The organism is Plantactinospora sp. BB1, from assembly GCF_003030385.1.
Lineage (GTDB): Bacteria > Actinomycetota > Actinomycetes > Mycobacteriales > Micromonosporaceae > Plantactinospora.
In genome coordinates this window covers 1,998,221-2,018,914 of record NZ_CP028159.1, presented here as the reverse complement: position 1 = coordinate 2,018,914, position 20,694 = coordinate 1,998,221, and the positions used below count along the sequence as shown (strand labels likewise).

Genomic DNA, 20,694 nt, shown 5'->3' with positions numbered 1-20,694 from the left:
GCCCCTTCTCATCGTTCTCGGATGAGAAGGGGTTCCTCCCGACACCTCAGCGGCCCTGGTTGGCGACCGCCGCGGCGGCCTCCCTGGCGGCCTCGGGGTCGAGGTACGCCCCGCCGGTCACCAGCGGGCGCATCGACCGGTCGAGGTCGTAGCGCAGCGGGATCCCGGTCGGGATGTTGAGCTTGGCGATCGCCTCGTCGGAGACGCCGTCCAGGTGCTTGACCAGCGCCCGCAGCGAGTTGCCGTGCGCGGCGACCAGCACCGTACGGCCGGCCAGGATGTCCGGCACGATCGAGTCGAACCAGTACGGCAGCATCCGGTCGACGACGTCCTTCAGGCACTCCGTCTTCGGCATCAGCTCCGGCGGCAGCAGGGCGTAGCGCGGGTCGCCGGCCTGGGACCACTCGTCGCCGTCGGCGATCGGCGGCGGTGGGGTGTCGTACGACCGACGCCAGAGCATGAACTGCTCCTCGCCGTACTCGGCCAGGGTCTGCTTCTTGTCCTTGCCCTGGAGGGCGCCGTAGTGCCGCTCGTTGAGCCGCCACGAGCGGCGTACCGCGATCCAGTGCCGGTCGGCGGCGTTCAGCGCCAGCTCGGCGGTGCGGATCGCCCGGCGGAGCACGCTGGTGTGCAGCACGTCGGGCAGCAGGTTGTGCTGGCGCAGCAGCTCGCCGCCGCGCCGGGCCTCGCTCTCACCCTTGGCCGTGAGGTCCACGTCGACCCAGCCGGTGAAGAGGTTCTTGGCGTTCCAGTCGCTTTCGCCGTGCCGGAGCAGCACCAACGTGCCCACCGCGGCGCCCTCGCCCGCCACCGCGGCTCCCTCCGGCCGATCACTCGTGCTCGCAGTCATGAAACTCATCCTGCCGGACCCGTCGGGCAGGCATGCGGCGACCCGGGGTGACGACCGACACGTGGAAAACGGGATGACCAGGTCGGACCCGCCGCACTAGCTTCGTAAGGCGTTTGACAATGAGCGGTCATTACAAACACGGGGGCGGCGGATGCGGACGGTCGGGAAGTGGTTCCAGGACACCACCGGCGGGCTACCCCGAACCTTCTGGTACCTCTGGGCCGGCACGCTGATCAACCGGCTCGGCTCCTTCGTCCTCGTCTTCCTCGCCATCTACCTCACCACCGAGCGGGGCTTCTCCGAGTTCCAGGCCGGGATCGTGCTCGGGCTCTGGGGTGCCGGCGGCGCGGTCGGCACCCTCACCGGCGGGATCCTCGCCGACCGGTGGGGCCGGCGGCCGACGCTGCTCACCGCGCACCTGGGCGCGGCGGCGATGATGCTGGCGCTCGGCTTCGCCCGGGAGCTGTGGCTGGTCGCGCTCGGCGCGCTGCTGCTCGGGATGTTCGCCGAGGCGGCCCGGCCGGCCTTCGGCGCGATGATGGTCGACGTCGTACCGGAACGGGACCGGCTGCGCGCCTTCACCCTGAACTACTGGGCGATCAACCTCGGCTTCGCCTCCGCCGCGATCCTGGCCGGGCTGGCCGCCGAGGCGAGCTACCTGCTGCTCTTCGTGGTCGACGCGGTCACCACGGTCACCACCGCACTGATCATCTTCCTGCGGGTACGCGAGACCCGACGGGTCCGCCTCGACGCGGCCGGACTGGTCGCACCGCACCGGGGCGGGCTGGGCAGCGCACTGCGCGACCGGGTCTTCTTCGGTTTCGTGGGGCTGAACATCCTGCTGGCGCTGGTCTTCATGCAGCACATCTCGATGCTGCCGATCGCGATGGGCCAGGACGGGCTGTCTCCGTCGACGTACGGGTCGGTGATCGCGGTCAACGGGGTGCTGATCGTGGCCGGGCAGCTCTTCGTACCGCGACTGATCCGGGGACGGGGCCGGTCCCGGGTACTCGCCCTGGCCGCCCTGATCACCGGGCTCGGCTTCGGACTGACCGCGTTCGCGGACGCGGCCTGGTTCTACGTGCTGACCGTGCTGATCTGGACCCTCGGCGAGATGCTCAACTCGCCCTCCAACTCCACCCTGATCGCCGAGTTGTCCCCGGCGGCGCTGCGCGGTCGTTACCAGGGACTCTTCTCGCTCTCCTGGTCGGTGGCGACGTTCGCCGCCCCGGTCGCCGGTGGCTTCGTGCGGGAGCAGTTCGGCAACTCGGCGCTCTGGCTGGGCTGCGCGGTGCTCGGCGGGGTGGTGGCGGTCGCCCACCTGCTCTCCGGGCCGGCCCGGGAACGGCGGGTCACGGCACTGCGTACGGCCGAGGTCGGCACGACGGGACCGGCTGCGGGCGCGACCGGCGCGCAGCCGGAGGCGGCGAGCCCGGAGGCGGCAGGCACAGCGGCGGCGGCGGGCGGCGCGGCGGCCGACGAGCCGGGCTCGGGCCGGCGCTCGGCCACCGCCCGGGCCTGAGTCGGAAATTCGACGACACCCAACGGCCGGAGACGACTGGCGCAGAGTTACGTAATTACGTAAACTCGAAGTCATGACGCTGGAGGAACGGGTCGCCGAACTGGAACGACGGCTGGCCGCCCTGGAGGACCGGCCGGACGCCCCGGCGCCCCGGCCGGAGCCACCGCCGCCGGGCGAGGGCGACTTCTGGGCCCTGGACGGGCTGAAGACGCGACTCTCCGCGCCCCGCGCCGAGCAGGGTGGGGTGCTCTACACCGGCTCGGTCCGGCTACCCAGCCACGAGCGCTACGACTGGCAGTACGGCCTGCCGACCGAGGCACTGCTCGACGGCGAGGCGGGCGACTGGACCGACCTGGCGGAGTCCTTCGCCGCGCTCGGCCACCCGGTCCGGCTGCGCCTGCTCCGCGAGATCCTGGGCGGCCGGCGTACGGTCGCCGAACTCACCGCGCTCGACGGCCTCGGCACCACCGGACAGGCCTACCACCACCTGCGGCAACTGGCCGCGGCGGGTTGGTTGCAGAGCCCGGGTCGGGGGCGTTACGAGGTGCCACCCGGACGCGTCGTGCCACTGCTGGTGGCGATCGCGATCGCCCGCACCTGACATCCCGGCGCGACCCGTCGACGCTTGAGAGGAGACCCGCATGTTCAAGGCACTGATGATCCTGCACCGCTGCTGCTGGCTGGCGTTCCTGGTGATCCTGGTCGCCGGCTTCTTCCTCGACTTCACCTCACTGTGGGGCTGGCTGGCGATCGCGCTCGCCATCGCGCTGCGGGTGGTGATGGGGCGGATGCTCGCCAGGGCGCAGGCGCGGGTGTCCGACTCGCCGGTCGAGGTCGACCCACCGGTGGTGGGGCGCTGGACGGCGCTGAACAGCCCGGCCAGCAAGGTACCGAGCCACGGGGTGCGCGCCTACGGGCAGGCGTACGCGATCGACCTGGTCGCGGAGCCGGCGGACCGGCCACGTCCGCGCTTCGGCTGGTGGCCGCCGGTCCGGCGCAACCGGGACTTCCCCGGTTTCGGCGCACCGCTGCTGGCGGTCGCCGACGGCACCGTGCTGCGTGCCGTCGACCGCAACCGGGACCATCTCAGCCGCAACTCGTACCCGGCCCTGCTCTACCTCGTCTTCGAGGGGCTGTTCCGGGAGATCGCCGGCCCCGGCCAGCTTCTCGGCAACCACCTGATCCTGGACCTCGGCGACGGCCGGTACGCCGCGTACGCGCACCTGCGGCGGGGTTCGCTGCTCGTCCGCCCGGGCGACCGGGTACGAACCGGCCAGCCGGTGGCGGAGTGCGGGAATTCCGGCAACTCGACCGAACCGCATGTCCACTTCCAGTTGATGGACAATCCGGATCTGAACGTCGCCCGGGGAATTCCATTCACGTGGCGGGAAATCGGCGTTCCGGCCAACGGAGAGGTCTTCTCGGTCGGCACCGCCGCGACTACCTGACGACCGCGACCACCACCTGCGCCGGGCGGGATGGACCGGCGGCGGCGGGCGACGTTCACCCCCGTAAACGTCGCCCGCACGCACCGCCGGTTACAGGTGGCGTGCGCCGTCCCCCAACGGCTTCACCTACCACCCGTCCCCCAGCGCCAGTGCCCGGTGCACAGATCTGCGCGATCTGTCGTTCCCCCGAACGCTTCCGAGCGTGGCGCGTGCAATAACGTTAGTTGTCGCCGGATGACCGGCACAAGCCGGTGCCTCTGTCTCGCCCATCACATCCAAGGACGATCGATATTCCGGCGCCTTGTGGTGCAACACTCCAGGCGGTCCGAGACATTCCCGGCCACCTGCCGGGAATGTCAGCCGTCCTCGCGCATCGGCGATTCGGTACGGAAGAAGTTGCTCTGCCGCCCGTCGGAGAGCTGCTCCTGGTAAATGAAATTCAGTTGGCGTAGGTCGAACGTGTGGAACCAGTCGTCCCAACTAACCGGCTTCAGTCGTCCGCCTTCCCGCCAACCGGGGAAGTCAAACGTCAGTACGCCGAGCCGGCCCTCGCGTTCGGTGCCCTCGATCGTGGCCGGTTGGGCGTTTCGGCCCTCCGCCCAGCGCCGGATCACGTCGTGGTCCCGGGTCACCAGGCTCCGCCCCGGACGCTCGGGAATGTCCTGCGGGGAGGAGATCGGCTGTGCGTACTTCAGCGACTTCGACTGCCCGCCGCCGTTGGAGCTGGCCTTCCGGGCCCCGCCCGCCTTGCCGGCCGGCGCGGCGGTCGACTTCCGGGCTCCGGTCGTCTTGCGCGCGGCCGTGGTGCTCTTCCCGGCGGTCGTACCCTTCCGGGCGCCGGTCGCCTTGCCCGGACCGGTCGCCTTGCCCGGGCCGGTGGCGCGGGCGCCGGTCGCCTTGCCGGCCGGCGCGGCCGTGGTCCGCTTGGCGCCGCTCGTCGTCCGGGCGGAGGTCACGGCCTTGCGGGCCGGGGCCTTCTGGGCGGCGGCCACCGTCTTGCGGGCCGGTGCCTTCTTCGCGGTGGCCCGCTTGGCCGGTGCCTTCTTCGCGGTCGCCCGCTTGGCTGGCGCCCTCTTCGCCGTGGTCTTCCGGGCCGGCGCCTTCTTGGCGGTCGCCCGGGCGGTGGTGGTCTTCCGGGCCGGGGCCTTCTTCGCCGCGACCGTGCGGGACGGCGCCTTCTTCGCGGCGGTCCGCTTGGCCGGCGCCTTCTTCGCGGTCGCCCGCTTGGCCGGCGCCGCCGTGGCCTTCCGGCCGGTCGTCCCGCCCCGGCTCTCGGCTTTCAGCGTCCGGACCAGGCTCTTCACCAGGTCCATCTTGCGTAGCGCGGATATGCCTGAAATGCCGCGTTTCTTGAGCTGTCCCCGGATGTCGTCGGCCTTCATCGAGCTGATCTTCTGCTCGTTGATGTCGCCCGTACTGCTGGATCGGCTGCTGCTGCTGGATCGGCGCTTGGTCGCGGTCGCGGTTGCGCCGCGACCGGAACTGTTCCGCTGAGCCATGAGATCCTCACGCTCCCTCTGACAGTCTGTCTCGGCAGGCGGCGCGGCCATCGCCACATCCTGGTGCCGCCGCCGGGGCATACCCGTCAGGGGCGGTCCAAACCCGAGTTTTCCGTCGCCGAACGCTCGAAGAGGTGCGCGAACGCTCGCAGGTTCGCCAACGACTCACCCCGGCTGACCCGCCACTCCCACTCCCGGCGGATCGCCGAACCGAAGCCGATCTCCAGCATCGTGTCGAACGACTCGTCCGCGTACGTCAGCACGGAGCCGAAGAGCCGGTCCAACTCCTCCTCGGTCACCCCGGCCAGGCCGACCCGGCCGGTCAGGTAGACGTCACCGACCGCGTCGACGGAGAACGCCACCCCGTACATCCGGGCGTTGCGCTGCAACAGCCAGGTGAAGAGTTCCTCGCGCCGCTCGTCCGGCTGGCGCATCACGAACGCCTCGATCCGCAGCGAGTGCTCCCCGACGATCAGGTTGCAGACCGTCTTGAGCTTGTGCGTGCCCGGCAGGGTGACCGCGTAGGAGAATTCCCCGGTCGACTCGCAGGTCAGCTCCCGGTCGGCACAGACCGCCTCGATCAGCCGACCGATCTCCGCCCGAGACTGCATCTCCGCCCCTTCCCGTCCGGCTCGCGGCACGCGCGTTCAGCAGGTCGCCAGCGGGAGCGCCGCGGTACCGTCCGCCAGCTCCGAGGCGAGCCGGTCACGGTACTCCGCCACCGCCTCACGGTAGACCCCGAGCAGCCCCCCGGCGGTACGAGCCCAGGAGAAGGCGCGGGCGTGCTCGACCGCCCCCCGGGACAGCTCGGCCCGACGCCGTGGCGCGGCCAGCAGCCCGCCGAGCACCCGGGCCCAGTCGCGCGGGTCGTGCCCGTCGACGAGTACCCCGCTGCTGCCGTCCCGGACGGCGGTGACCAGGCCACCCACCGCGGCGGCGACCACCGGGGTACCGCAGGCCTGTGCCTCCAGGGCGACCAGGCCGAACGACTCGTTGTGCGACGGCACCGCCACCAGGTCGGCGGCCCGGTAGAGCGCCGGCAGGTCGTCGCCGGTCTGCGGCGGCAGGAACCGCACCGCGTCGCCGACGCCGAGCCGGGCGGCGAGTTCGATCAGCGAGGTCGGCTGGTCCAGGCCGCTGCCGCTCGGTCCGCCCGCGATCACCACGGTGACCGTCCCGGCGGTCCCGGGTTGCGAGCCGCGCAGCTCGGCGAGGGCGTGCAACAGCACGTCCGGCGCCTTCAGCGGCTGGATCCGGCCGACGAAGGCGACGATGGTGCCCCGCTCGGGCAGCCCCAGCCGGCGCCGCGCGGCGAGCCGGGCCGCCTCCTCCCGGCCGGCCGGGGACGGGGTGAACCGGTCCAGGTCGACGCCGGGGCGGACCACCTCGACCCGGTCCGGGTCGGCGTCGTACCGGGAGATCAGGTCCCGGGCCTCGACCGTGGTGTTCGCGACCAGCCGGTCGGCCTCGGCCACCACCTGCTCCTCGCCGATCACCCGCGCCTTCGGCTCGGGCCGGTCCCCCTCGGCGAGCCGGGCGTTCTTCACCTTGGCCAGGGTGTGCGCGGTGTGCACCAGCGGTACCCCCCAGCGCTCCTTGGCCAGCCAGCCCACCTGGCCGGAGAGCCAGTAGTGCGAGTGGATCAGGTCGTAGTAGCCGGGTGGCCGGGCCGCCTCGGCCCGCAGCACCCCGGCGGTGAAGGCGCAGAGCTGGCCGGGCAGTTCCTCCTTGGCCAGCCCCTCGAACGGGCCGGAGGTGACGTGCCGGACGGTCACGCCCGGGGCCATCTCGACCACCGGCGGCAGGTCGCTGGAGGTGGCCCGGGTGAAGATCTCGACCTCGACGCCGGCCTCGGCCAGCCGCCGGGAGACCTCGACGATGTAGACGTTCATCCCGCCGGCGTCGCCGGTGCCGGGTTGGTGCAGCGGTGAGGTGTGCACGGAGAGGGTCGCGATGCGTCGTGGCGTCGGCCACGGCTGGATGCCTCGTTGCCGGGCTACGCCGGTGTGCAGTTCCGCCACGTCCGCTCCTTCTGTCAACGTGTTGCGCCGTCCCGCACGACCGGGTCACCTCACAGAGCAACCACCGTGATGGGTGTCATCTTCCCGATCGGGCCACCGCCAATCGTCCGGGTGCCCGAGGAGGTGACCGACCTCATTCGGGCCCAGGTCACGGCATCGGGACGGCTTGGGCCAGAATGTCCCGATGACCCCTGTCGCGATCGTCACCGGAGCGTCCAGCGGGATCGGCGCCGCCACGGCCCGCCGGCTGGCCGCCGAGGGTTTCTCCGTACTCGCCGCCGCCCGCCGGGCCGACCGGCTGGAGACCCTGGTCGACGAGATCCGCCGGGCCGGCGGTACGGCGACCGCGCAACCCTGCGACGTCACCTCCGACGAGTCGGTCGCGGAGCTGGCCGCCGCCGCCGCGAGGCTGGGCGGGCCGGTCACCCTGCTGGTGAACAACGCCGGTGGGGCGCGCAGCCTCGACCCGGTCGAGTCGGGTTCGGTCGCCGACTGGCAGTGGATGTACGACGTCAACGTGCTCGGCACGCTCCGGGTCACCCAGGCGCTGCTGCCCGCCCTGGAGTCCTCGGGCGCCGGGACCGTGGTGGTGCTCAGCTCCACCGCCGGCCTGATCGTCTACGAGGGCGGCGGCGGTTACACGGCGGCGAAGCACGCCCAGACGGCGCTCGCCGAGACGCTGCGGCTGGAACTCTGTGGACGGCCGATCCGGGTCGTCGAGATCGACCCGGGCATGGTCCGGACCGAGGAGTTCGGGCTGGTCCGGTTCGACGGCGACGCCGAGCGGGCGGCGGCGGTCTACGCCGGGGTCGCCGAGCCGCTGGTCGCCGACGACGTGGCCGACTGCGTCGCCTGGTGCGCCACCCGGCCGCAGCACGTCAACGTGGACCGGCTGGTGGTCCGGCCGCTGGCCCAGGCGGCCCAGCACAAGGTGCACCGGGTCGGTACCGCCAGCGGAGGGTGAGCGATGCCGCCGCGCCGGTCGGACGCCGCCGACGGTGACCCGGGCGGTGCCGGTCGGCCCGCCGGGCCGGGACCGCCGGCCGGCCGACGCGGCACGGCGCCGCCGGCCCGCCCGGTCGGTGCGGTGACCCGGGGGACCACCAACCCCAACCGGCTGCGCCGGGTGGACAACTGGATCGCGGCCACCTGCGCCGACCTGCTCCGAGACGCCGCCGACCCGCTGGTGGTGGACCTCGGCTACGGTGCCAGCCCGGTCACCGTGGTCGAGCTGCGGGCCCGGTTGGCCGCCGCCGTCCGGCCGGACGTCCGGGTGGTCGGGCTGGAGATCGATCCGGTACGCGTCGCCGCCGCCGAGCCCGCCGCCGACCCGCCGGGACTCGCCTTCGACCGGGGCGGCTTCGAGCTGGCCGGGCTCCGCCCGGTGCTGGTCCGGGCCTTCAACGTGCTGCGGCAGTACGCCGAGCCGGAGGTCGTACCGGCCTGGCGGAGGATGACCGGGGCGCTGCAACCGGGCGGTGTGCTGGTCGAGGGGACCTGTGACGAGCTGGGCCGGCTGGCCGGCTGGCTGCTCGTCGACGCCAGCGGCCCCCGGTCACTGACCCTGGCCGCTCGGCTCTCCACACTGGAGAGTCCGGCCTCGTTGGCCGAGCGGCTGCCCAAGGCGCTGATCCACCACAACGTGCCGGGTACCGGCGTACACGGGCTGATCCGGGCGCTGGAGGAGGGTTGGCGGGACGCCGCCCCGTACGCCACCTTCGGGCCCCGGCAACGCTGGCGGCGTACGGTCGAGGCGGTCCGCGCGGCCGGCTGGCCCGTACTCGACCGGCCGGCGCGGTGGCGGCTCGGCGAGGTGACCGTGGCCTGGTCGGCGGTGGCACCCCCCGGCGACCTCGGGCCGGACCCGGCGCGGTAGCCCCGCACCGGGTGCCCGCCCGGCTAGCGGGTGCCGAGTCCGGCCGGCGCGGCGGCCCCGCCGAGTCGGGACGTCCGGATCGCCAGATAGCAGGTGGCGGCGCCGAAGGGCACGAAGAGCGCCACCAGCAGCAGGGCCAGCGAGCCGAGGCCGGTGTCCCGGAAGCCGGCCAGGTCGAGCAGGACGAAGACGGCCGCACAGCCGAGCAGCATCGCGGTGGCGGCGAGCTTGTCCCGGACCGGCCAGAACCGGGAGAGCCAGAGCAGCGCCGCGACCGCGACCGGGACGACGTGCCACGGCCGGACCGGCCCGAACGGCAGGGCGACGGCGGGGACCAGCACCAGGAACGGGCCGAGCCCGCAGCAGAGCAGCACCAGCGTCTCCAGCGGGCCACGGCGGCGGGGCGGCACGCCGAACCGCTCCCGGGCGTCGGCACCGAGGGTCGCCGGATCGCCGAGCCGGTCGAGCATCGCGCGCACCTCGGCCAGGCTCTGCCCGTCCGGCTCCGCCCGGCGTACGGCGATGTGCTCGGCGATCTGGTCGAGCACCTCCTGCCGGCGGTCGGCGGGCAGCGGTGCCAGCTCGGCGCGCAACCGGCGCAGATAGCCTCGGACGAGCGCGTCGGGGGTGCTCGGGCTCATGCGGTCTCCTTCGGGACGACGAGGGAATCCACCGCGTCGCGGAACCGGATCCACTCACCGACGAACTGGTCGAGCCGGTCCCGCCCGGTGGCGGTGAGCCGGTAGTAGCGGCGGGGCGGCCCGCTGGGCGACTCCTGCCAGGCGGTCTCCACCAGACCGTCCCGGCGCAGCCGCGACAGCAGCGGATAGATGGTGCCCTCGCTGGTCACCATGCCGTCGACCGCGCCCAGTTCGCGGACGAGGTCGAGGGCGTAGCGCTCGCCGGGGCGGAGCAGCGCGAGCACGCAGTATTCCAACGTGCCGCGGCGGAGTTGGCCGGGCAGCGCCTCGGGTCTGGCCGCCGCCATCTAGCGACGACCGGCGTGGACGGTAACCATGCGGGGCATGGTACCTTGCGCCGCAAGGAACCGGGGCGCGCCGGTCTCCGGCGCCTGGGACGACGGGTCCGGCGCGGGCCTCAGAGGGCGCAGTTCACCAGTACCGGCTCCGGGTGCAGGGTGGCACCGAACCGGTCGTGCACCCCGTCGCGGATCTCCCGGGCCAGCGCCAGCAGGGCGTCGGTCGAGCCGCCGTCCCGGTTGGTCAGCGCCAGGGTGTGCTTCGAGGAGATGGCCACCCCGCCCGGCCCCTGGTAACCCTTCGGATAGCCGGACTTGTCGATCAACCAGGCGGCGCTGACCTTCACCGTGCCGCCCGCACCGGGCCAGGAGGGCGGCTCGCCGAGCCCGGCGGCCCGCTCCCGCAGCGCCTGGTACGCCTCGGCGTCCAGTACCGGGTTGGTGAAGAACGACCCGACCGAGCGGGTGTCCGGGTCGGTCGGGTCCAGCACCATGCCCTTGCCGGCGCGCAGCGCGCGTACGGCCGCCCGGGCGTCGGCCAGCGGCACCCGGTCACCGACCTCCACCCCGAGCGCCCGGGCCAGCTCGGCATAGCGCACCGGGGCGGAGAGCGTCGAGCGGAGCAGCCGGAAGTCGACGGTGAGCACCGTCCACCGGTCGTTGTACTTGAAGACGCTGGACCGGTAGCCGAAGGCACACTCGGCCGCGCTCATCCGGGTCACCTCGCCGGTCAGCCGGTCGTACGCCTCGACCCCGGTGACCGTCTCCGCCACCTCCTGCCCGTACGCCCCGACGTTCTGGATCGGGGTGGCGCCGGCCGACCCGGGGATGCCGGAGAGGCACTCCACCCCCGACCAGCCGGCCTCGACGGTCGCCGCCACCAGGTCGTCCCACGGCTCGCCGGCCGCCACCCGGATGGTCACCGCCGCCTCGTCCTCGGCGACCACCTCGAAGCCCCGCGACCGGACCAGCAGCACCGTGCCGGGGAAGCCCTCGTCCGCGACCACCACGTTGCTGCCGCCCGCCAGCACCAGGACCGGCTCGTCCCGCAACTCGGCCTCGCGCAGTTTCGCCGGGATTTCATCCGTTCGGGTCGCGGTGACCAGTCGCCGGGGCGCACCGCCGAGCCGCAGGGTCGTATAACCGGCCAATCGTGCGGGATCGGCGGCGTCGGCGGCGGTTATCGGGCGGGCGTTAACGTCTGGCACAGCATTCACCCTAGGCTGAGAGAGAGCCCGGCCGGTGGCGGCCCGGTGGCACGGGAGGATCGTCATGACCAGACTGCACGGCACCAAGGACTTCTGGATCGGTGCGCTCCGCGCCGAGGGGCCGACCTTCGGCGCCACGGTCGCCGAGGCGCCGCTCGACATCCGGGTGCCGTCCTGTCCCGAGTGGACCATGACCGACCTGGTGCACCATCTCGGGTCGGTCTACGCCCGGGCCCGGGGCATCCTCAACCGGGGCAGCACCGAGCGGGCCGACCCGCTCACCGTCCCGGACGGCCTGCCGACCGGAGCGGCGGCGGTGGAGTGGTGGCGGCAGGAGTTCGACCAGCTCATGGCCGTGCTCGACCGGGTCGACCCGGAGGCGCCGGCCTGGAACTACGCGCCGCAGCCGAAGAAGGCCGGGTTCTGGCACCGGCGGATGCCGCTGGAGACCGCGGTGCACCGCTGGGACGCGCAGATGGCGGTCGCCGCCGGGGAGCCGATCGAGGCCAAGCTCGCGGCGGACGGGGTCGGCGAGGTGCTCGACACCCACCTGCCGGCCGCCAGGCGGGCGACCGAGCAACCCTTCCACGGGGTGGTCCACCTGGTCGCGACCGATGCCGGGCAGGAGTGGTACCTGCGGCTGCGCGGTGCCGGCGTCGCCCTGCTGGACACCGACACGATCCTGGACAGCGACGACCACCACGCCCGGGCGCAGATCTCGGGTACCGCCAGTGACCTGCTGCTCGCCCTCTGGGGACGGCTCGGCTTCGACGCCCTCGACGTGGCCGGCGACGCGGGACTGCTCCAGGGGCTGCGCGTCGGCTGACCGGCACCGGCCCGGCACCCCGCCGACGGGGTTGTTGACCTTCAGGCGCGCGTGGAACCATTTCCCCGGCGGCTGAGCTGAGGAGCGGAGATGGCGGTGACCCGCGCGCGGCCCACGCTGGAGGCGGTGGCTCAACGGGCCGGAGTGTCCCGGGCCACCGTGTCCCGGGTGGTGAACGGCTCGACCACGGTCGCCGAGCCGATCCAACAGGCGGTCCGGCGGGCGGTGCGGGAGCTGGGCTACGTCCCCAACCTCGCGGCGCGCAGCCTGGTGACCCAGCAGACCGACTCGGTGGCGCTGATCCTGCCGGAGGCGTCCACCCGGGTCTTCTCCGACGACCAGGTCTTCCCCGGGATCATCCTCGGGGTCAGCCGCGAGCTGGAGGCCGCCGGCAAGCAGCTCGTGCTGACCCTGGCCGAGTCGGCGGCCAGCCACGAGCGGGTCGAGCGCTACGCGATGGGCGGGCACGTGGACGGCGTACTCTTCGCCTCCCTGCACGGCGCCGACCCGCTGCCCGGGGCGCTCGCCCAGGCGGGACTGCCGGTGGTGTGCAGTGGGCGCCCGCTCGGCCAGGCCCCCGTCCCGGTGCCGTACGTCGATGTCGACCACGTCGCCGGGGTACGCGGCGCGGTCCGGCACCTGCTCGACTCCGGCCGGCGGCGGATCGCCACCATCGCCGGCCCGCAGGACATGGTGGCCGGGATCGACCGGCTCGCCGGCTACCGCGCCGAACTCCGGGACGCCGGACGCCGGCCGGTCGAGGCGTTCGGCGACTTCACCCGGGAGTCCGGGGCGGTCGCGATGCGGCAGCTCCTGGCCCGGGACCCCGACCTCGACGCGATCTTCGTCGCCTCCGACCTGATGGCGCACGGCGCACTCCGTACGCTGCGCGAGGCGGGTCGCCGGGTGCCGGAGGACGTGGCGGTGATCGGGTTCGACGACATCGAACTGGCCGGCTACACCGACCCGCCGCTGAGCACCGTACGGCAGCCGATCCAGGATCTCGGCCGGACGATGACCCGGCAACTGCTCCGGCTCGCCGCCGGTGAGCGGATCGAGCCGACCGTCCTGCTCCCCACCGAACTCGTGCTGCGCGCCTCCGCCTGACCGGTCCGATAGCTCGAGTCAGCCCGCTGCGGGGGCGGTCACGGCGGCCCGGTCGCGGTCGCGGTGGTCGATCGACTCGCCGAGCGATCGGCGGGCCAGCAGGGTGGCTCCGGCGACGGCGGCCGGGGTGAGCAGCACCGCGCCGAGCGGGATCAGGAAGCAGAGGAAGACCGCCACCCCGAAGCCCAGGGTCAGCGGCCGGTTCGCCCGCAGCGCCCGCTGCCGGTCCGGCAGCCGGAGACCGCGCCGCTGGAACGGCACCCCGACCATGCCCATCGCCAGGAACCAGCCGCCGACCATCGCGGCGACCACCGGTACGACGAACTGCCCGACGATCGGCACGAACCCGGCGACGAAGAGCGGTACGCCGAAGAGCACCGACCGGCCGAGCAGCCGTGCCGCGTCGGCGATGCTGCGCCGCAGCGAGCGCCAGAACGGCAGCTCGACCTCGCCCGGCACCCCGCCGTAGCGCTCCTCCACCCGTTCGGAGATCTTCTCGTAGAACGGGTCGCCGATCACCAGGGTGATCGCGGTGAAGGTGAGCACCCCGAGCAGGCCGCCCAGGCCGAGCAGGGCGAGCCCGGCGACGACCCGGAGGATCTGGCGTGGCCCGTCCGACCAGTCGTCGGCGAACGGGGTGATCAGCGCGGCGAGCTCATCGGAGAAGTAGATCAGCGTGCCGAGGCCGGCCAGGTAGAGCGCCCCGGAGATGACCGCGGGCACGATGCCGAGCAGCACCAGCCCCGGGCTGCGACCGTAGACCGCGAGCCCCCGGAACAGCAGCCCGACGCCGGCACCGAACGCGGAGAGGAACGAGCCGAGCCGGCGCGGGCGCGGCTCGGTGGGGGTGGGGGTCTGCACGACCCGAGAGCCTATCGGCCGTTCGGCACGCCGGCACGGCGGCGCGGTGCCGCCCACGCGGAGACGGCGACGCCGCCGCCGGGCGGAACGGCGTCGGCGCGGCCGGGCAGGATGGGACGCATGCGCGCCGCCCGGCTCATCTCCCTGCTCCTGCTCCTGCAGAACCGCGAGTCGATGACCGGCGCCGAACTCGCCCGCGAGCTGGAGGTCTCGGAACGGACGATCTACCGGGACGTACTGGCCCTCGGCGCCGCCGGCATCCCGATCTACGCCGACCGGGGTCGGGCCGGCGGCTACCGGCTGCTCGGCGGCTACCGGACCCGGTTGACCGGGCTGAGCCGGACCGAGGCCGACGCGCTCTTCCTCTCCGGGCTGCCCGGCCCGGTCGGCGAGATGGGGCTCGCCGACGTGGTGGCCACCGCCCAGTTGAAGGTGCTCGCCGCGCTGCCCAGCGGGCTGCGGGACGCCTCGACCCGGGTCCAGCGGCGGTTTCATCTCGACGTGCCGGGCTGGTTCCGGGAGGCGGAACCGCCGGCCTGGCTCAGCGAGCTGGCCGAGGCGGTGTGGCAGGACCGGACGGTCGAGTTCCGCTACCGCCGGGGCGACCGGGAGGTGACCCGCGGCGTCGAGCCGTACGGGCTGGTGTGCAAGGGCGGGGCGTGGTATCTGGTGGCCCGGGTCGGCACGGGGCACCGCACCTACCGGGTGGACCGGATGACCGAGGTGACCGTCGGCACGGAGACGTTCAGCCGGGACGACTCGTTCGAGCTGGCCGCCTACTGGGCCGGCCAGGCGGAACGGTTCGTCCGGCAGATGCTGCGCGACGAGATCACGATCCGGCTCAGCCCCGCCGGCCGGTACGCCCTGCGGTACGTCACCGAGGCGCCGGCCGTACGGGAGGCCGAGGCGAACGCCGGGGAGCCCGACGAGCAGGGCTGGGTGGTCACCCGGCTGCCCGTCGAGTCCCCCGACGTCGCGTACGGCCAACTGCTCAGCCTCGGCCCGGAGGTCGAGGTGTTGGAGCCGGCGCCGTTGCGGGCCCGGCTCGCCTCGGCGGCCCGGCGGCTGGCCCGGCTCTACGCGGACGACCCGCCGTAGCCCGTGGCGGGCTGCCGGCGGAGGCCGCCGTCGCGGCGGGTCAGCGGTAGCCGGTGGCGTCGGCGGGCTTGCCGGCCGCCTCCACCTCCACGATGTACCGCCAGGCGTCCGGCTGGCTGCCGTCGACGTCGGTGAAGCCGTACACCTTGGCGAGTTGTCCGCTGGAGAGCGACTGCCCCGACCAGCGGGCCTTGTCCGGGTCGGCGGCGAGCGCGGCGACCGCCCGGCCGACGTACGTCGGGCTCTCCGAGATGACGAAGTGCGGCTGCTTCTCGATGGCGTCCCGCCAGTTCTCCTCGGTGACGCCGAACTCGTCGAGCATGAACTCGGAGCGCAGCCAGCCCGGGGTGAGCGCGACCGCCGTGCCGCCGTGTTCCCGCAGCTCGTGCGCCCAGAGGTAGGCGAGCCGGTTCACCGAGGTCTTCGCCAGGTCGAAGAAGGCCGAGAGCCGGTAGTTCTGGTCGTTGTACTCCTTGGTGCCGTCACCGACCTCCACCACCAGACCGCCGGGGTTGCGGATCAGCAGCGGCAGCGCGAAGTGACTCGTGATCATGTGGGTGTCGACGGCGAGCCGGAGCGTACGGAAGCCGTCGTCGAGGTTCTGCTCCCAGATCGGCTTGTACCAGCCGATCAGCCGGTCCGCCCCCCAGACGTCGTTGACGAGTACGTCCAGTCGGCCCTGTTCCCGGTCGATCCGCTCGACCAGCGCGCGTACCTGGTCGGGGACGAGGTGGTCGACCTGCACCGCGATCCCGACGCCGCCGGCCGCGGTGACCAGCTCGGCGGTCTCCTCGATGGTTTCCGGCCGGTCCACCTCGGAGCGTTTCTCCCGGGTGCTCCGCCCGGTGGCGTAGACGGTGGCGCCGGCCGCGCCGAGCTGCACGGCGATCTGCCGGCCGGCACCCCGGGTGGCTCCGGCGACGAGTGCGACCTTTCCGGTCAGTTCTGCTGTCATGACGCCGACTCTGACAGCGAATCCTGACAGCCTGCGTCAGGATTTCCCCGGAATCCCGGACACGGGTTTTAGCCAAACGATCAGGTCAGGTCGATCCAGTAATCCAGTTCAACCCGGTCGGCCGGGATCACGATGTTGGTGGCGACCTCAACGACCTGTTCACCCGCGTACGTCTGTCGAGTAATCGTCACCACCGGCACGCCGCCGGGGATCCGCAACGCCTCGGTCTCTTCGCGGACCGGCATTCGGGAACGCACCCGCTCCCGTACTCCGGTGATCGTGATGCCGAGGCTGTGAAGCTGGGCGGTGTTCCCACCCGGCCACGGCTCCCGGTCAGGGTCGGCGACCGGCGTGTCGGCCACCATGTCGAGCAGGAGGCAGGACGTCGACATCTGCTGCGGTACGCCCTGGGAGCGGAACACGAACCGGCGTTCCAGCAGCATCGTGCCCGGAGCGACCTCGAACAGTTCGGCGGTCGCCTGGTCTGCCGGCACCTCGCGGAACTCCCTGTCGAGCCGGTAGTCGGACCAGCCGATCTGCTGGTCGGCGGTGAACGACGTGCCCAGTTCGCCGGACCGGACTTGCTCCAGTTCCCGGCGGTACCGGTCGGAGCCGAGTCGGCGAACCGGCAGTACCGGCCGGGCGTACGTTCCTCGGCCCATCTCGGTGACGACCAGGCCCTCATTGCGGAGCAGTCCGACCGCTTCACGGACGGTTCCACGGGCCACGCCGAAATCGGCCATAAGCGCGGATTCGGACGGCAGGATGGAGCCGGGTGGGATCGCGCCGGAGAGGATCCGACGGCGTAACTCGTCTGCGACCCGGCGATAGCGGGGCGGCTCGTGCGGGGTAGGCACGTCGGCCACCGTACCCCCGATCAGTGCGCTGGGAATGTTTCTGCCCCTCCCGACGGTGAACCTATCTAGACGGGCTGTCTGTATAGGTGTAGCTTACCGTCTAAGCGGCCGACACAGGAGGTGATCTAGGGGTAGGCACTCTGTGTCGGTCGCCCCGAACTGGACGTGGCGACCGGCCTCCCCCGGACGGGTCGCGTCCACCGGCGGCACCCTTCCCCTCGTTGGGTGCCGCCCATCCAGACGGGGTGTGCCGGCCGGCGGACCGTCGTGGGACTCCGGCCGCTACACCCCCGGTCCGACAGGGAGGGATCGATGGGCACGATCGGTAGGTGGCGGACGGTGATCTACGACAACCGGGCTAACCGGACCTTCGACCGGGCGCGAGCCGACGAGGAAGCCGAGATGGCCCGCGCCAAGCAGCGGGTGCTCGAAGCGGCGGACGTCGAGCGGATCCCGGTCGGTCTCGAACTTCGCCTCGAACCCAGGGACTGGCTGACGCTAGCCAGCCCATACGTCGACCGGCGGCCGACCGTCATCGTCGCGTCCACCCACCCGCCAATCATGTACGAGCTGGGCGTCGGCTACGTGCGGATCTGGGGACACTCGCCTTGGTGCGGCATCCGCCCGGACCACGGCCCGTGCATCGACGCGATGGTTCGGGTCGGTGCCGTGATCGACGCGATGGCCGTCCAGTGATCCCCGACCCGGAGCAGGTACGCCGGGTGCTCCGACGGGCGTACGCCTTGAAGTGGGCACTGCCGCCCGGGTCGCTGGCTCGGTTGCTGGTCGACGCCCTCGATCGGCAGTACGGGCCGCTGGTACACCCCCAGCAAGAGCAGGAGGAAAACCGTCGTGACGTCCATGTTCGATAGCTGGTCGACGACGCTGGAGGATCTGACCGCCCACCGGTTCCTCCACATGCACAAGGACGACCGCCGCTGCTGGCAGTGCGACGACGACGGGAAGTGCCGGTACCTGACGTGGGCCGTCGGCTATCTCACCCGGATCGGCGATTCGGTACCCGGTCAGGCTGCGAACATCCTGGCGCGCGCATCCCATCCTGGCGAGGTGACGTCGGCCGAGCTGCGGGAGGTCGCGCAGACGCTCCGTCGGCGGATCCTGTGAGCAACACGACGACGGTGTGCATGCCGTGCCTGCTCGGCATTCCACCGGCGCTGCCGAGCGAGACGCCACACGGCTGTCCCGGGTCGGTGATTGTCGGTGACGGTCCCGGCGTGATGACGAAGCTGTGCGTGTGCTCAATCTGCTGGCCCGATCGGCAGCCACCACCAGAGCCACCCCCGATCATCGGTCGGACGAGCGAGGGGTGAGGGTCGGCGTCCCCGACCTTGCGTGCCGCTGTTGCAGCGGTGGTGCGCTGAAGTCCCCGGTCGGCCTGGTGATCCGGCCGGGGACAGGGCGCTCACAGCCGGCGGCGGGAGCGGCCACCGCGCCCGCTCCGTCAACGTGCTGGTCAGCGAGACGGCGTCGGCGCTGCGCCGGCTCGGCGTCAGCTGACCAGCCGGACCCGCACCCGCCGGTTCGCCCGCCCCTTGCTCTCCACCTTGACCACCTGGACCTTGCCGATCTGGGCGGTCGAGCCGACGTGGGTACCACCGTCGGCCTGCACGTCCAGCCCGACGATGTCGACGATCCGGATCTCCTGCTCGTCCGCGGGAATCAGGTTGGACTGGGTCCGGATGATGTCCGGCAGGGCCAGCGCCTCGTCCCGGGGCAGCACCTTCACCGCGACCGCCCGGTCGGCGGCGACCTCGGTGTTGACCAGCTCCTCCAGCCGGGCCTTGAAGTCGGTCGGCACCTCGGGCAGGTTGAAGTCCATCCGCGCCTCGCCCGGTTCCATGTTGCCGCCGGTGACGAGCGCGCCGAAGTCCCGGAACACCACGCCGCAGAGCACGTGCAGCCCGGAGTGGGTACGCATCAGCAGGCTGCGCCGCTGGTCCTCCACCGCGCCGGTCACCGCCGTGCCGGGCGGCGGCAGCGGGTCACCCTCGGCCGGGATCAGATAGAGGTCGTCGCCCTTGCGGGTGCCGACGATCCGGGTCTGCACCCCCTGCCAGAGCAGCACCCCGTGGTCCGGCGGCTGGCCGCCGCCACCCGGATAGAAGGCCGACCGGTCGAGCACGATCCCCTGCTCCGGGTCGGCGGAGAGCACCGTGCACTCCCACTCCCGCAGGGTCGGGTCGGCGAGGTCGAGCCGGTGCGTCCGGCCGTGCTGGGAAACGCCCATGGCTCGCCACGTTACCCCGGCCGGCACGATCGCGGTGCTACCGGCCGCCGGGGCTCGACGGCATGCTCAGTTGAGGAAGCCGGAGATCCGTTCGCGCAGGTCGGCGCGGTGCGTCCAGAGCAGGCCGGGCTTGTCGTAGACGTGCAGCGTCGCCGCCGGCAACGCCTCGGCGAGCTGCTCGGCGACCGCGACCGGATGCAGGTCGTCGCCGGCACAGCCGATCACCAGGGTACGGGCGGTGACCGCCGCCAGCGCCGAACGCTGCCGTACGGCGACCTGACCGGCCAGGTCGGCCAGCCCGGTGGCGAGACCGTCCCGGGTCAACTGGTCCACCCGCTGCCGCAGATAGGCCCAGCCGGCCGGGGTGTTGCGGATCGCCGGTGGCACCTCGAAGGCGACCGCCTCGGCCACCTCGGCGGCGTCGCCGCTGCGTACCGCGCCGAGCAGCTCGGTGAGCCGCCGCCGGGCCACCTCCGGCCGGGGTTCGTCGAGTACGGCTGGCAGCACGAAGACCGCCCGCTCGAAGCGGGCCGGACTCTCCCAGAGGAGCCGGCAGAGCGCGCCCGCGCCGAGACTGATCCCGAGCGCCCGGCTGGCGCCACCCAGATCGGCGATCGCCCGCAGGTCACGGGCGAGGTCGGCGTAGCTCCAGTCGCCCTCCGGGGCCTCCGAGCGGCCGTGGCCACGGAACTGGAAGAAGATCTTGCGTCCGTTGACCGCGCTGCCCAGCGGCCGGGTGGTGGAGATGCCGGTGCCGAGCCCGTGTGCGAAGACCGTGACCGGGTCACCGTCGCCGGTCACCAGCCGCTCCAGCCGTACGCCGTGCGGGGTGGCGACCAGCTCGGTCTCCGGATCGGGCAGCGCCGGCCGACCGCTGCGCGGCGCGGTCGGCCCCGGGCCGTACGTCCGTGGCCCGCCGTCGGGCGGCGGTGGCCAGCGGAAATCTCTCACCAGAAGCCTTTGCCGTCGGTCAGGTCGCGCAGCCCGACCCGGACGTCGAGCAGATAGATCAACGCTGCCGCGATGCCGATCAGCGCGAAGAGGCTGAGCGGCCGGTAGAGCAGCAGGGTGAGCACCAGGCAGACGGCCAGGATGGCGACCCAGGCTCCCTTGGGGAGGGTGCCGATCGCCGGGAAGGCGTCGGAGCGTTGGGTGATGCAGTGCACGAGCGCGACGCCCTGGATCACGAGGGCGAAGACGATCAGCACCAGGTTGATGATGAAGACGACGTCGTCGAAGAAGAGCGGCGCGGCTGTGCCCATGGCGGAAAGCTTATGCCGGTGACCCCGGGTACGTGCCACTTGGCGCACCCACCCGGGGTCACCGGCCTTGGCTCGGC

The 20,694-nt window shown here is 72.6% G+C and carries 24 protein-coding genes; 11 read left to right on the top strand and 13 right to left on the bottom strand.

The window, feature by feature from the left end:
• Nucleotides 1–46: 46 nt before the first annotated feature.
• Complete coding sequence (locus tag C6W10_RS08600; protein WP_107257609.1) at nucleotides 47–850, bottom strand: phosphoglyceromutase; 804 nt, start codon at nucleotides 848–850, stop codon at nucleotides 47–49.
• Nucleotides 851–1,001: 151 nt separating this feature from the next.
• On the opposite strand from C6W10_RS08600, the gene C6W10_RS08595 reads away from it, so the two are divergent.
• The 3 genes from C6W10_RS08595 to C6W10_RS08585 all read left to right on the top strand — a co-directional run bounded on the left by C6W10_RS08595 (nucleotide 1,002) and on the right by C6W10_RS08585 (nucleotide 3,820).
• Entirely contained in the window at nucleotides 1,002–2,372 is a 1,371-nt protein-coding gene (locus C6W10_RS08595) for an MFS transporter (RefSeq protein ID WP_107257608.1), read from the top strand.
• Between the two features lie 73 nt (nucleotides 2,373–2,445).
• Entirely contained in the window at nucleotides 2,446–2,973 is a 528-nt protein-coding gene (locus C6W10_RS08590; protein ID WP_107257607.1) for a helix-turn-helix transcriptional regulator, read from the top strand.
• A 40-nt stretch (nucleotides 2,974–3,013) separates the two neighbouring features.
• Nucleotides 3,014–3,820, top strand: coding sequence for a M23 family metallopeptidase (locus C6W10_RS08585; protein WP_107257606.1), 807 nt, complete (start codon nucleotides 3,014–3,016; stop codon nucleotides 3,818–3,820).
• A 356-nt stretch (nucleotides 3,821–4,176) separates the two neighbouring features.
• On the opposite strand, the gene C6W10_RS37915 is transcribed toward C6W10_RS08585, so the two are convergent.
• Nucleotides 4,177–5,202, bottom strand: coding sequence for a hypothetical protein (locus C6W10_RS37915; protein ID WP_234361667.1), 1,026 nt, complete (start codon nucleotides 5,200–5,202; stop codon nucleotides 4,177–4,179).
• On the opposite strand from C6W10_RS37915, the gene C6W10_RS39195 reads away from it, so the two are divergent.
• Entirely contained in the window at nucleotides 5,186–5,314 is a 129-nt protein-coding gene (locus C6W10_RS39195) for a hypothetical protein (RefSeq protein ID WP_255416218.1), read from the top strand. The two genes, C6W10_RS37915 and C6W10_RS39195, sit on opposite strands and share 17 nt — an antisense overlap.
• 91 nt (nucleotides 5,315–5,405) lie before the next feature.
• On the opposite strand, the gene C6W10_RS08570 is transcribed toward C6W10_RS39195, so the two are convergent.
• Entirely contained in the window at nucleotides 5,406–5,930 is a 525-nt protein-coding gene (locus C6W10_RS08570; protein ID WP_107257603.1) for a YbjN domain-containing protein, read from the bottom strand.
• A gap of 36 nt (nucleotides 5,931–5,966) precedes the next feature.
• Nucleotides 5,967–7,340 (bottom strand): D-inositol-3-phosphate glycosyltransferase, encoded by a 1,374-nt coding sequence (gene mshA / locus C6W10_RS08565; protein WP_107257602.1) that lies wholly within the window; start codon nucleotides 7,338–7,340, stop codon nucleotides 5,967–5,969.
• A 184-nt stretch (nucleotides 7,341–7,524) separates the two neighbouring features.
• On the opposite strand from mshA, the gene C6W10_RS08560 reads away from it, so the two are divergent.
• Nucleotides 7,525–8,304, top strand: coding sequence for an SDR family oxidoreductase (locus C6W10_RS08560; RefSeq protein WP_107257601.1), 780 nt, complete (start codon nucleotides 7,525–7,527; stop codon nucleotides 8,302–8,304).
• Nucleotides 8,305–8,307: 3 nt separating this feature from the next.
• Nucleotides 8,308–9,216, top strand: coding sequence for a class I SAM-dependent methyltransferase (locus C6W10_RS08555; RefSeq protein ID WP_234361666.1), 909 nt, complete (start codon nucleotides 8,308–8,310; stop codon nucleotides 9,214–9,216).
• Between the two features lie 23 nt (nucleotides 9,217–9,239).
• Here C6W10_RS08555 and C6W10_RS08550 read toward each other — a convergent pair whose 3' ends face one another.
• The 3 genes from C6W10_RS08550 to C6W10_RS08540 form a co-directional block, all read right to left on the bottom strand.
• Nucleotides 9,240–9,857, bottom strand: a complete 618-nt coding sequence (locus C6W10_RS08550) for a DUF1700 domain-containing protein (RefSeq protein WP_107257600.1) — start codon at nucleotides 9,855–9,857, stop codon at nucleotides 9,240–9,242.
• Nucleotides 9,854–10,204, bottom strand: coding sequence for a PadR family transcriptional regulator (locus tag C6W10_RS08545; RefSeq protein WP_107257599.1), 351 nt, complete (start codon nucleotides 10,202–10,204; stop codon nucleotides 9,854–9,856). The genes C6W10_RS08550 and C6W10_RS08545 overlap by 4 nt, the downstream gene beginning before the upstream one ends.
• Before the next feature lie 110 nt (nucleotides 10,205–10,314).
• Nucleotides 10,315–11,403, bottom strand: coding sequence for a UDP-N-acetylmuramate dehydrogenase (locus tag C6W10_RS08540; protein ID WP_234361665.1), 1,089 nt, complete (start codon nucleotides 11,401–11,403; stop codon nucleotides 10,315–10,317).
• A gap of 64 nt (nucleotides 11,404–11,467) precedes the next feature.
• Here C6W10_RS08540 and C6W10_RS08535 point away from each other — a divergent pair, with 64 nt between their 5' ends.
• On the top strand, nucleotides 11,468–12,229 hold the full coding sequence (locus C6W10_RS08535) for a maleylpyruvate isomerase family mycothiol-dependent enzyme (RefSeq protein ID WP_107257597.1): 762 nt from the start codon (nucleotides 11,468–11,470) through the stop codon (nucleotides 12,227–12,229).
• Nucleotides 12,230–12,319: 90 nt separating this feature from the next.
• A complete protein-coding gene (locus C6W10_RS08530) occupies nucleotides 12,320–13,336 on the top strand; it encodes a LacI family DNA-binding transcriptional regulator (RefSeq protein ID WP_107257596.1) in 1,017 nt (338 codons plus the stop codon).
• 18 nt (nucleotides 13,337–13,354) lie between these two features.
• On the opposite strand, the gene C6W10_RS08525 is transcribed toward C6W10_RS08530, so the two are convergent.
• Entirely contained in the window at nucleotides 13,355–14,197 is an 843-nt protein-coding gene (locus tag C6W10_RS08525) for an EI24 domain-containing protein (protein ID WP_107257595.1), read from the bottom strand.
• 120 nt (nucleotides 14,198–14,317) lie between these two features.
• Here C6W10_RS08525 and C6W10_RS08520 point away from each other — a divergent pair, with 120 nt between their 5' ends.
• Complete coding sequence (locus C6W10_RS08520) at nucleotides 14,318–15,295, top strand: YafY family protein (RefSeq protein ID WP_107257594.1); 978 nt, start codon at nucleotides 14,318–14,320, stop codon at nucleotides 15,293–15,295.
• Between the two features lie 40 nt (nucleotides 15,296–15,335).
• Here C6W10_RS08520 and C6W10_RS08515 read toward each other — a convergent pair whose 3' ends face one another.
• Nucleotides 15,336–16,250 (bottom strand): SDR family oxidoreductase, encoded by a 915-nt coding sequence (locus tag C6W10_RS08515; protein ID WP_107257593.1) that lies wholly within the window; start codon nucleotides 16,248–16,250, stop codon nucleotides 15,336–15,338.
• 80 nt (nucleotides 16,251–16,330) lie between these two features.
• A complete protein-coding gene (locus tag C6W10_RS08510) occupies nucleotides 16,331–17,107 on the bottom strand; it encodes a GntR family transcriptional regulator (protein WP_107263768.1) in 777 nt (258 codons plus the stop codon).
• A gap of 339 nt (nucleotides 17,108–17,446) precedes the next feature.
• Here C6W10_RS08510 and C6W10_RS08505 point away from each other — a divergent pair, with 339 nt between their 5' ends.
• Together C6W10_RS08505 and C6W10_RS08500 are read left to right on the top strand one after the other, a co-directional pair.
• The gene (locus tag C6W10_RS08505) at nucleotides 17,447–17,803 is read left to right on the top strand and encodes a hypothetical protein (RefSeq protein ID WP_107257592.1); all 357 of its coding nucleotides are present in this window, start codon (nucleotides 17,447–17,449) and stop codon (nucleotides 17,801–17,803) included.
• Nucleotides 17,804–17,959: 156 nt separating this feature from the next.
• Nucleotides 17,960–18,232, top strand: coding sequence for a hypothetical protein (locus tag C6W10_RS08500; protein WP_107257591.1), 273 nt, complete (start codon nucleotides 17,960–17,962; stop codon nucleotides 18,230–18,232).
• A gap of 385 nt (nucleotides 18,233–18,617) precedes the next feature.
• Here C6W10_RS08500 and C6W10_RS08495 read toward each other — a convergent pair whose 3' ends face one another.
• The 3 genes from C6W10_RS08495 to C6W10_RS08485 all read right to left on the bottom strand — a co-directional run bounded on the left by C6W10_RS08495 (nucleotide 18,618) and on the right by C6W10_RS08485 (nucleotide 20,617).
• Nucleotides 18,618–19,355, bottom strand: a complete 738-nt coding sequence (locus C6W10_RS08495) for an alanyl-tRNA editing protein (RefSeq protein ID WP_107257590.1) — start codon at nucleotides 19,353–19,355, stop codon at nucleotides 18,618–18,620.
• Nucleotides 19,356–19,421: 66 nt separating this feature from the next.
• Nucleotides 19,422–20,306, bottom strand: a complete 885-nt coding sequence (locus tag C6W10_RS08490) for an alpha/beta fold hydrolase (RefSeq protein ID WP_107257589.1) — start codon at nucleotides 20,304–20,306, stop codon at nucleotides 19,422–19,424.
• Nucleotides 20,303–20,617, bottom strand: a complete 315-nt coding sequence (locus C6W10_RS08485) for a DUF2516 family protein (protein ID WP_107257588.1) — start codon at nucleotides 20,615–20,617, stop codon at nucleotides 20,303–20,305. Before C6W10_RS08485 ends, C6W10_RS08490 begins: the two co-directional genes overlap by 4 nt.
• Between the last annotated feature and the right edge of the window lie 77 nt (nucleotides 20,618–20,694).

What these genes read in the sequence shown, in the direction of transcription:
- C6W10_RS08535 (WP_107257597.1), top strand. Translation starts at nt 11,468, where the DNA reads ATGACCAGACTGCACGGCACCAAGGACTTCTGGATCGGTGCGCTCCGC.
- C6W10_RS39195 (WP_255416218.1), top strand. Translation starts at nt 5,186, where the DNA reads ATGTCGTCGGCCTTCATCGAGCTGATCTTCTGCTCGTTGATGTCGCCC.
- C6W10_RS08530 (WP_107257596.1), top strand. Translation starts at nt 12,320, where the DNA reads ATGGCGGTGACCCGCGCGCGGCCCACGCTGGAGGCGGTGGCTCAACGG.
- C6W10_RS08550 (WP_107257600.1), bottom strand. Translation starts at nt 9,857, where the DNA reads ATGAGCCCGAGCACCCCCGACGCGCTCGTCCGAGGCTATCTGCGCCGG.
- C6W10_RS08485 (WP_107257588.1), bottom strand. Translation starts at nt 20,617, where the DNA reads ATGGGCACAGCCGCGCCGCTCTTCTTCGACGACGTCGTCTTCATCATC.
- C6W10_RS08495 (WP_107257590.1), bottom strand. Translation starts at nt 19,355, where the DNA reads ATGGGCGTTTCCCAGCACGGCCGGACGCACCGGCTCGACCTCGCCGAC.
- C6W10_RS08590 (WP_107257607.1), top strand. Translation starts at nt 2,446, where the DNA reads ATGACGCTGGAGGAACGGGTCGCCGAACTGGAACGACGGCTGGCCGCC.
- C6W10_RS08545 (WP_107257599.1), bottom strand. Translation starts at nt 10,204, where the DNA reads ATGGCGGCGGCCAGACCCGAGGCGCTGCCCGGCCAACTCCGCCGCGGC.
- C6W10_RS37915 (WP_234361667.1), bottom strand. Translation starts at nt 5,202, where the DNA reads ATGAAGGCCGACGACATCCGGGGACAGCTCAAGAAACGCGGCATTTCA.
- C6W10_RS08560 (WP_107257601.1), top strand. Translation starts at nt 7,525, where the DNA reads ATGACCCCTGTCGCGATCGTCACCGGAGCGTCCAGCGGGATCGGCGCC.
- C6W10_RS08555 (WP_234361666.1), top strand. Translation starts at nt 8,308, where the DNA reads ATGCCGCCGCGCCGGTCGGACGCCGCCGACGGTGACCCGGGCGGTGCC.
- C6W10_RS08520 (WP_107257594.1), top strand. Translation starts at nt 14,318, where the DNA reads ATGCGCGCCGCCCGGCTCATCTCCCTGCTCCTGCTCCTGCAGAACCGC.
- C6W10_RS08600 (WP_107257609.1), bottom strand. Translation starts at nt 850, where the DNA reads ATGACTGCGAGCACGAGTGATCGGCCGGAGGGAGCCGCGGTGGCGGGC.
- C6W10_RS08595 (WP_107257608.1), top strand. Translation starts at nt 1,002, where the DNA reads ATGCGGACGGTCGGGAAGTGGTTCCAGGACACCACCGGCGGGCTACCC.
- C6W10_RS08570 (WP_107257603.1), bottom strand. Translation starts at nt 5,930, where the DNA reads ATGCAGTCTCGGGCGGAGATCGGTCGGCTGATCGAGGCGGTCTGTGCC.
- C6W10_RS08585 (WP_107257606.1), top strand. Translation starts at nt 3,014, where the DNA reads ATGTTCAAGGCACTGATGATCCTGCACCGCTGCTGCTGGCTGGCGTTC.
- C6W10_RS08515 (WP_107257593.1), bottom strand. Translation starts at nt 16,250, where the DNA reads ATGACAGCAGAACTGACCGGAAAGGTCGCACTCGTCGCCGGAGCCACC.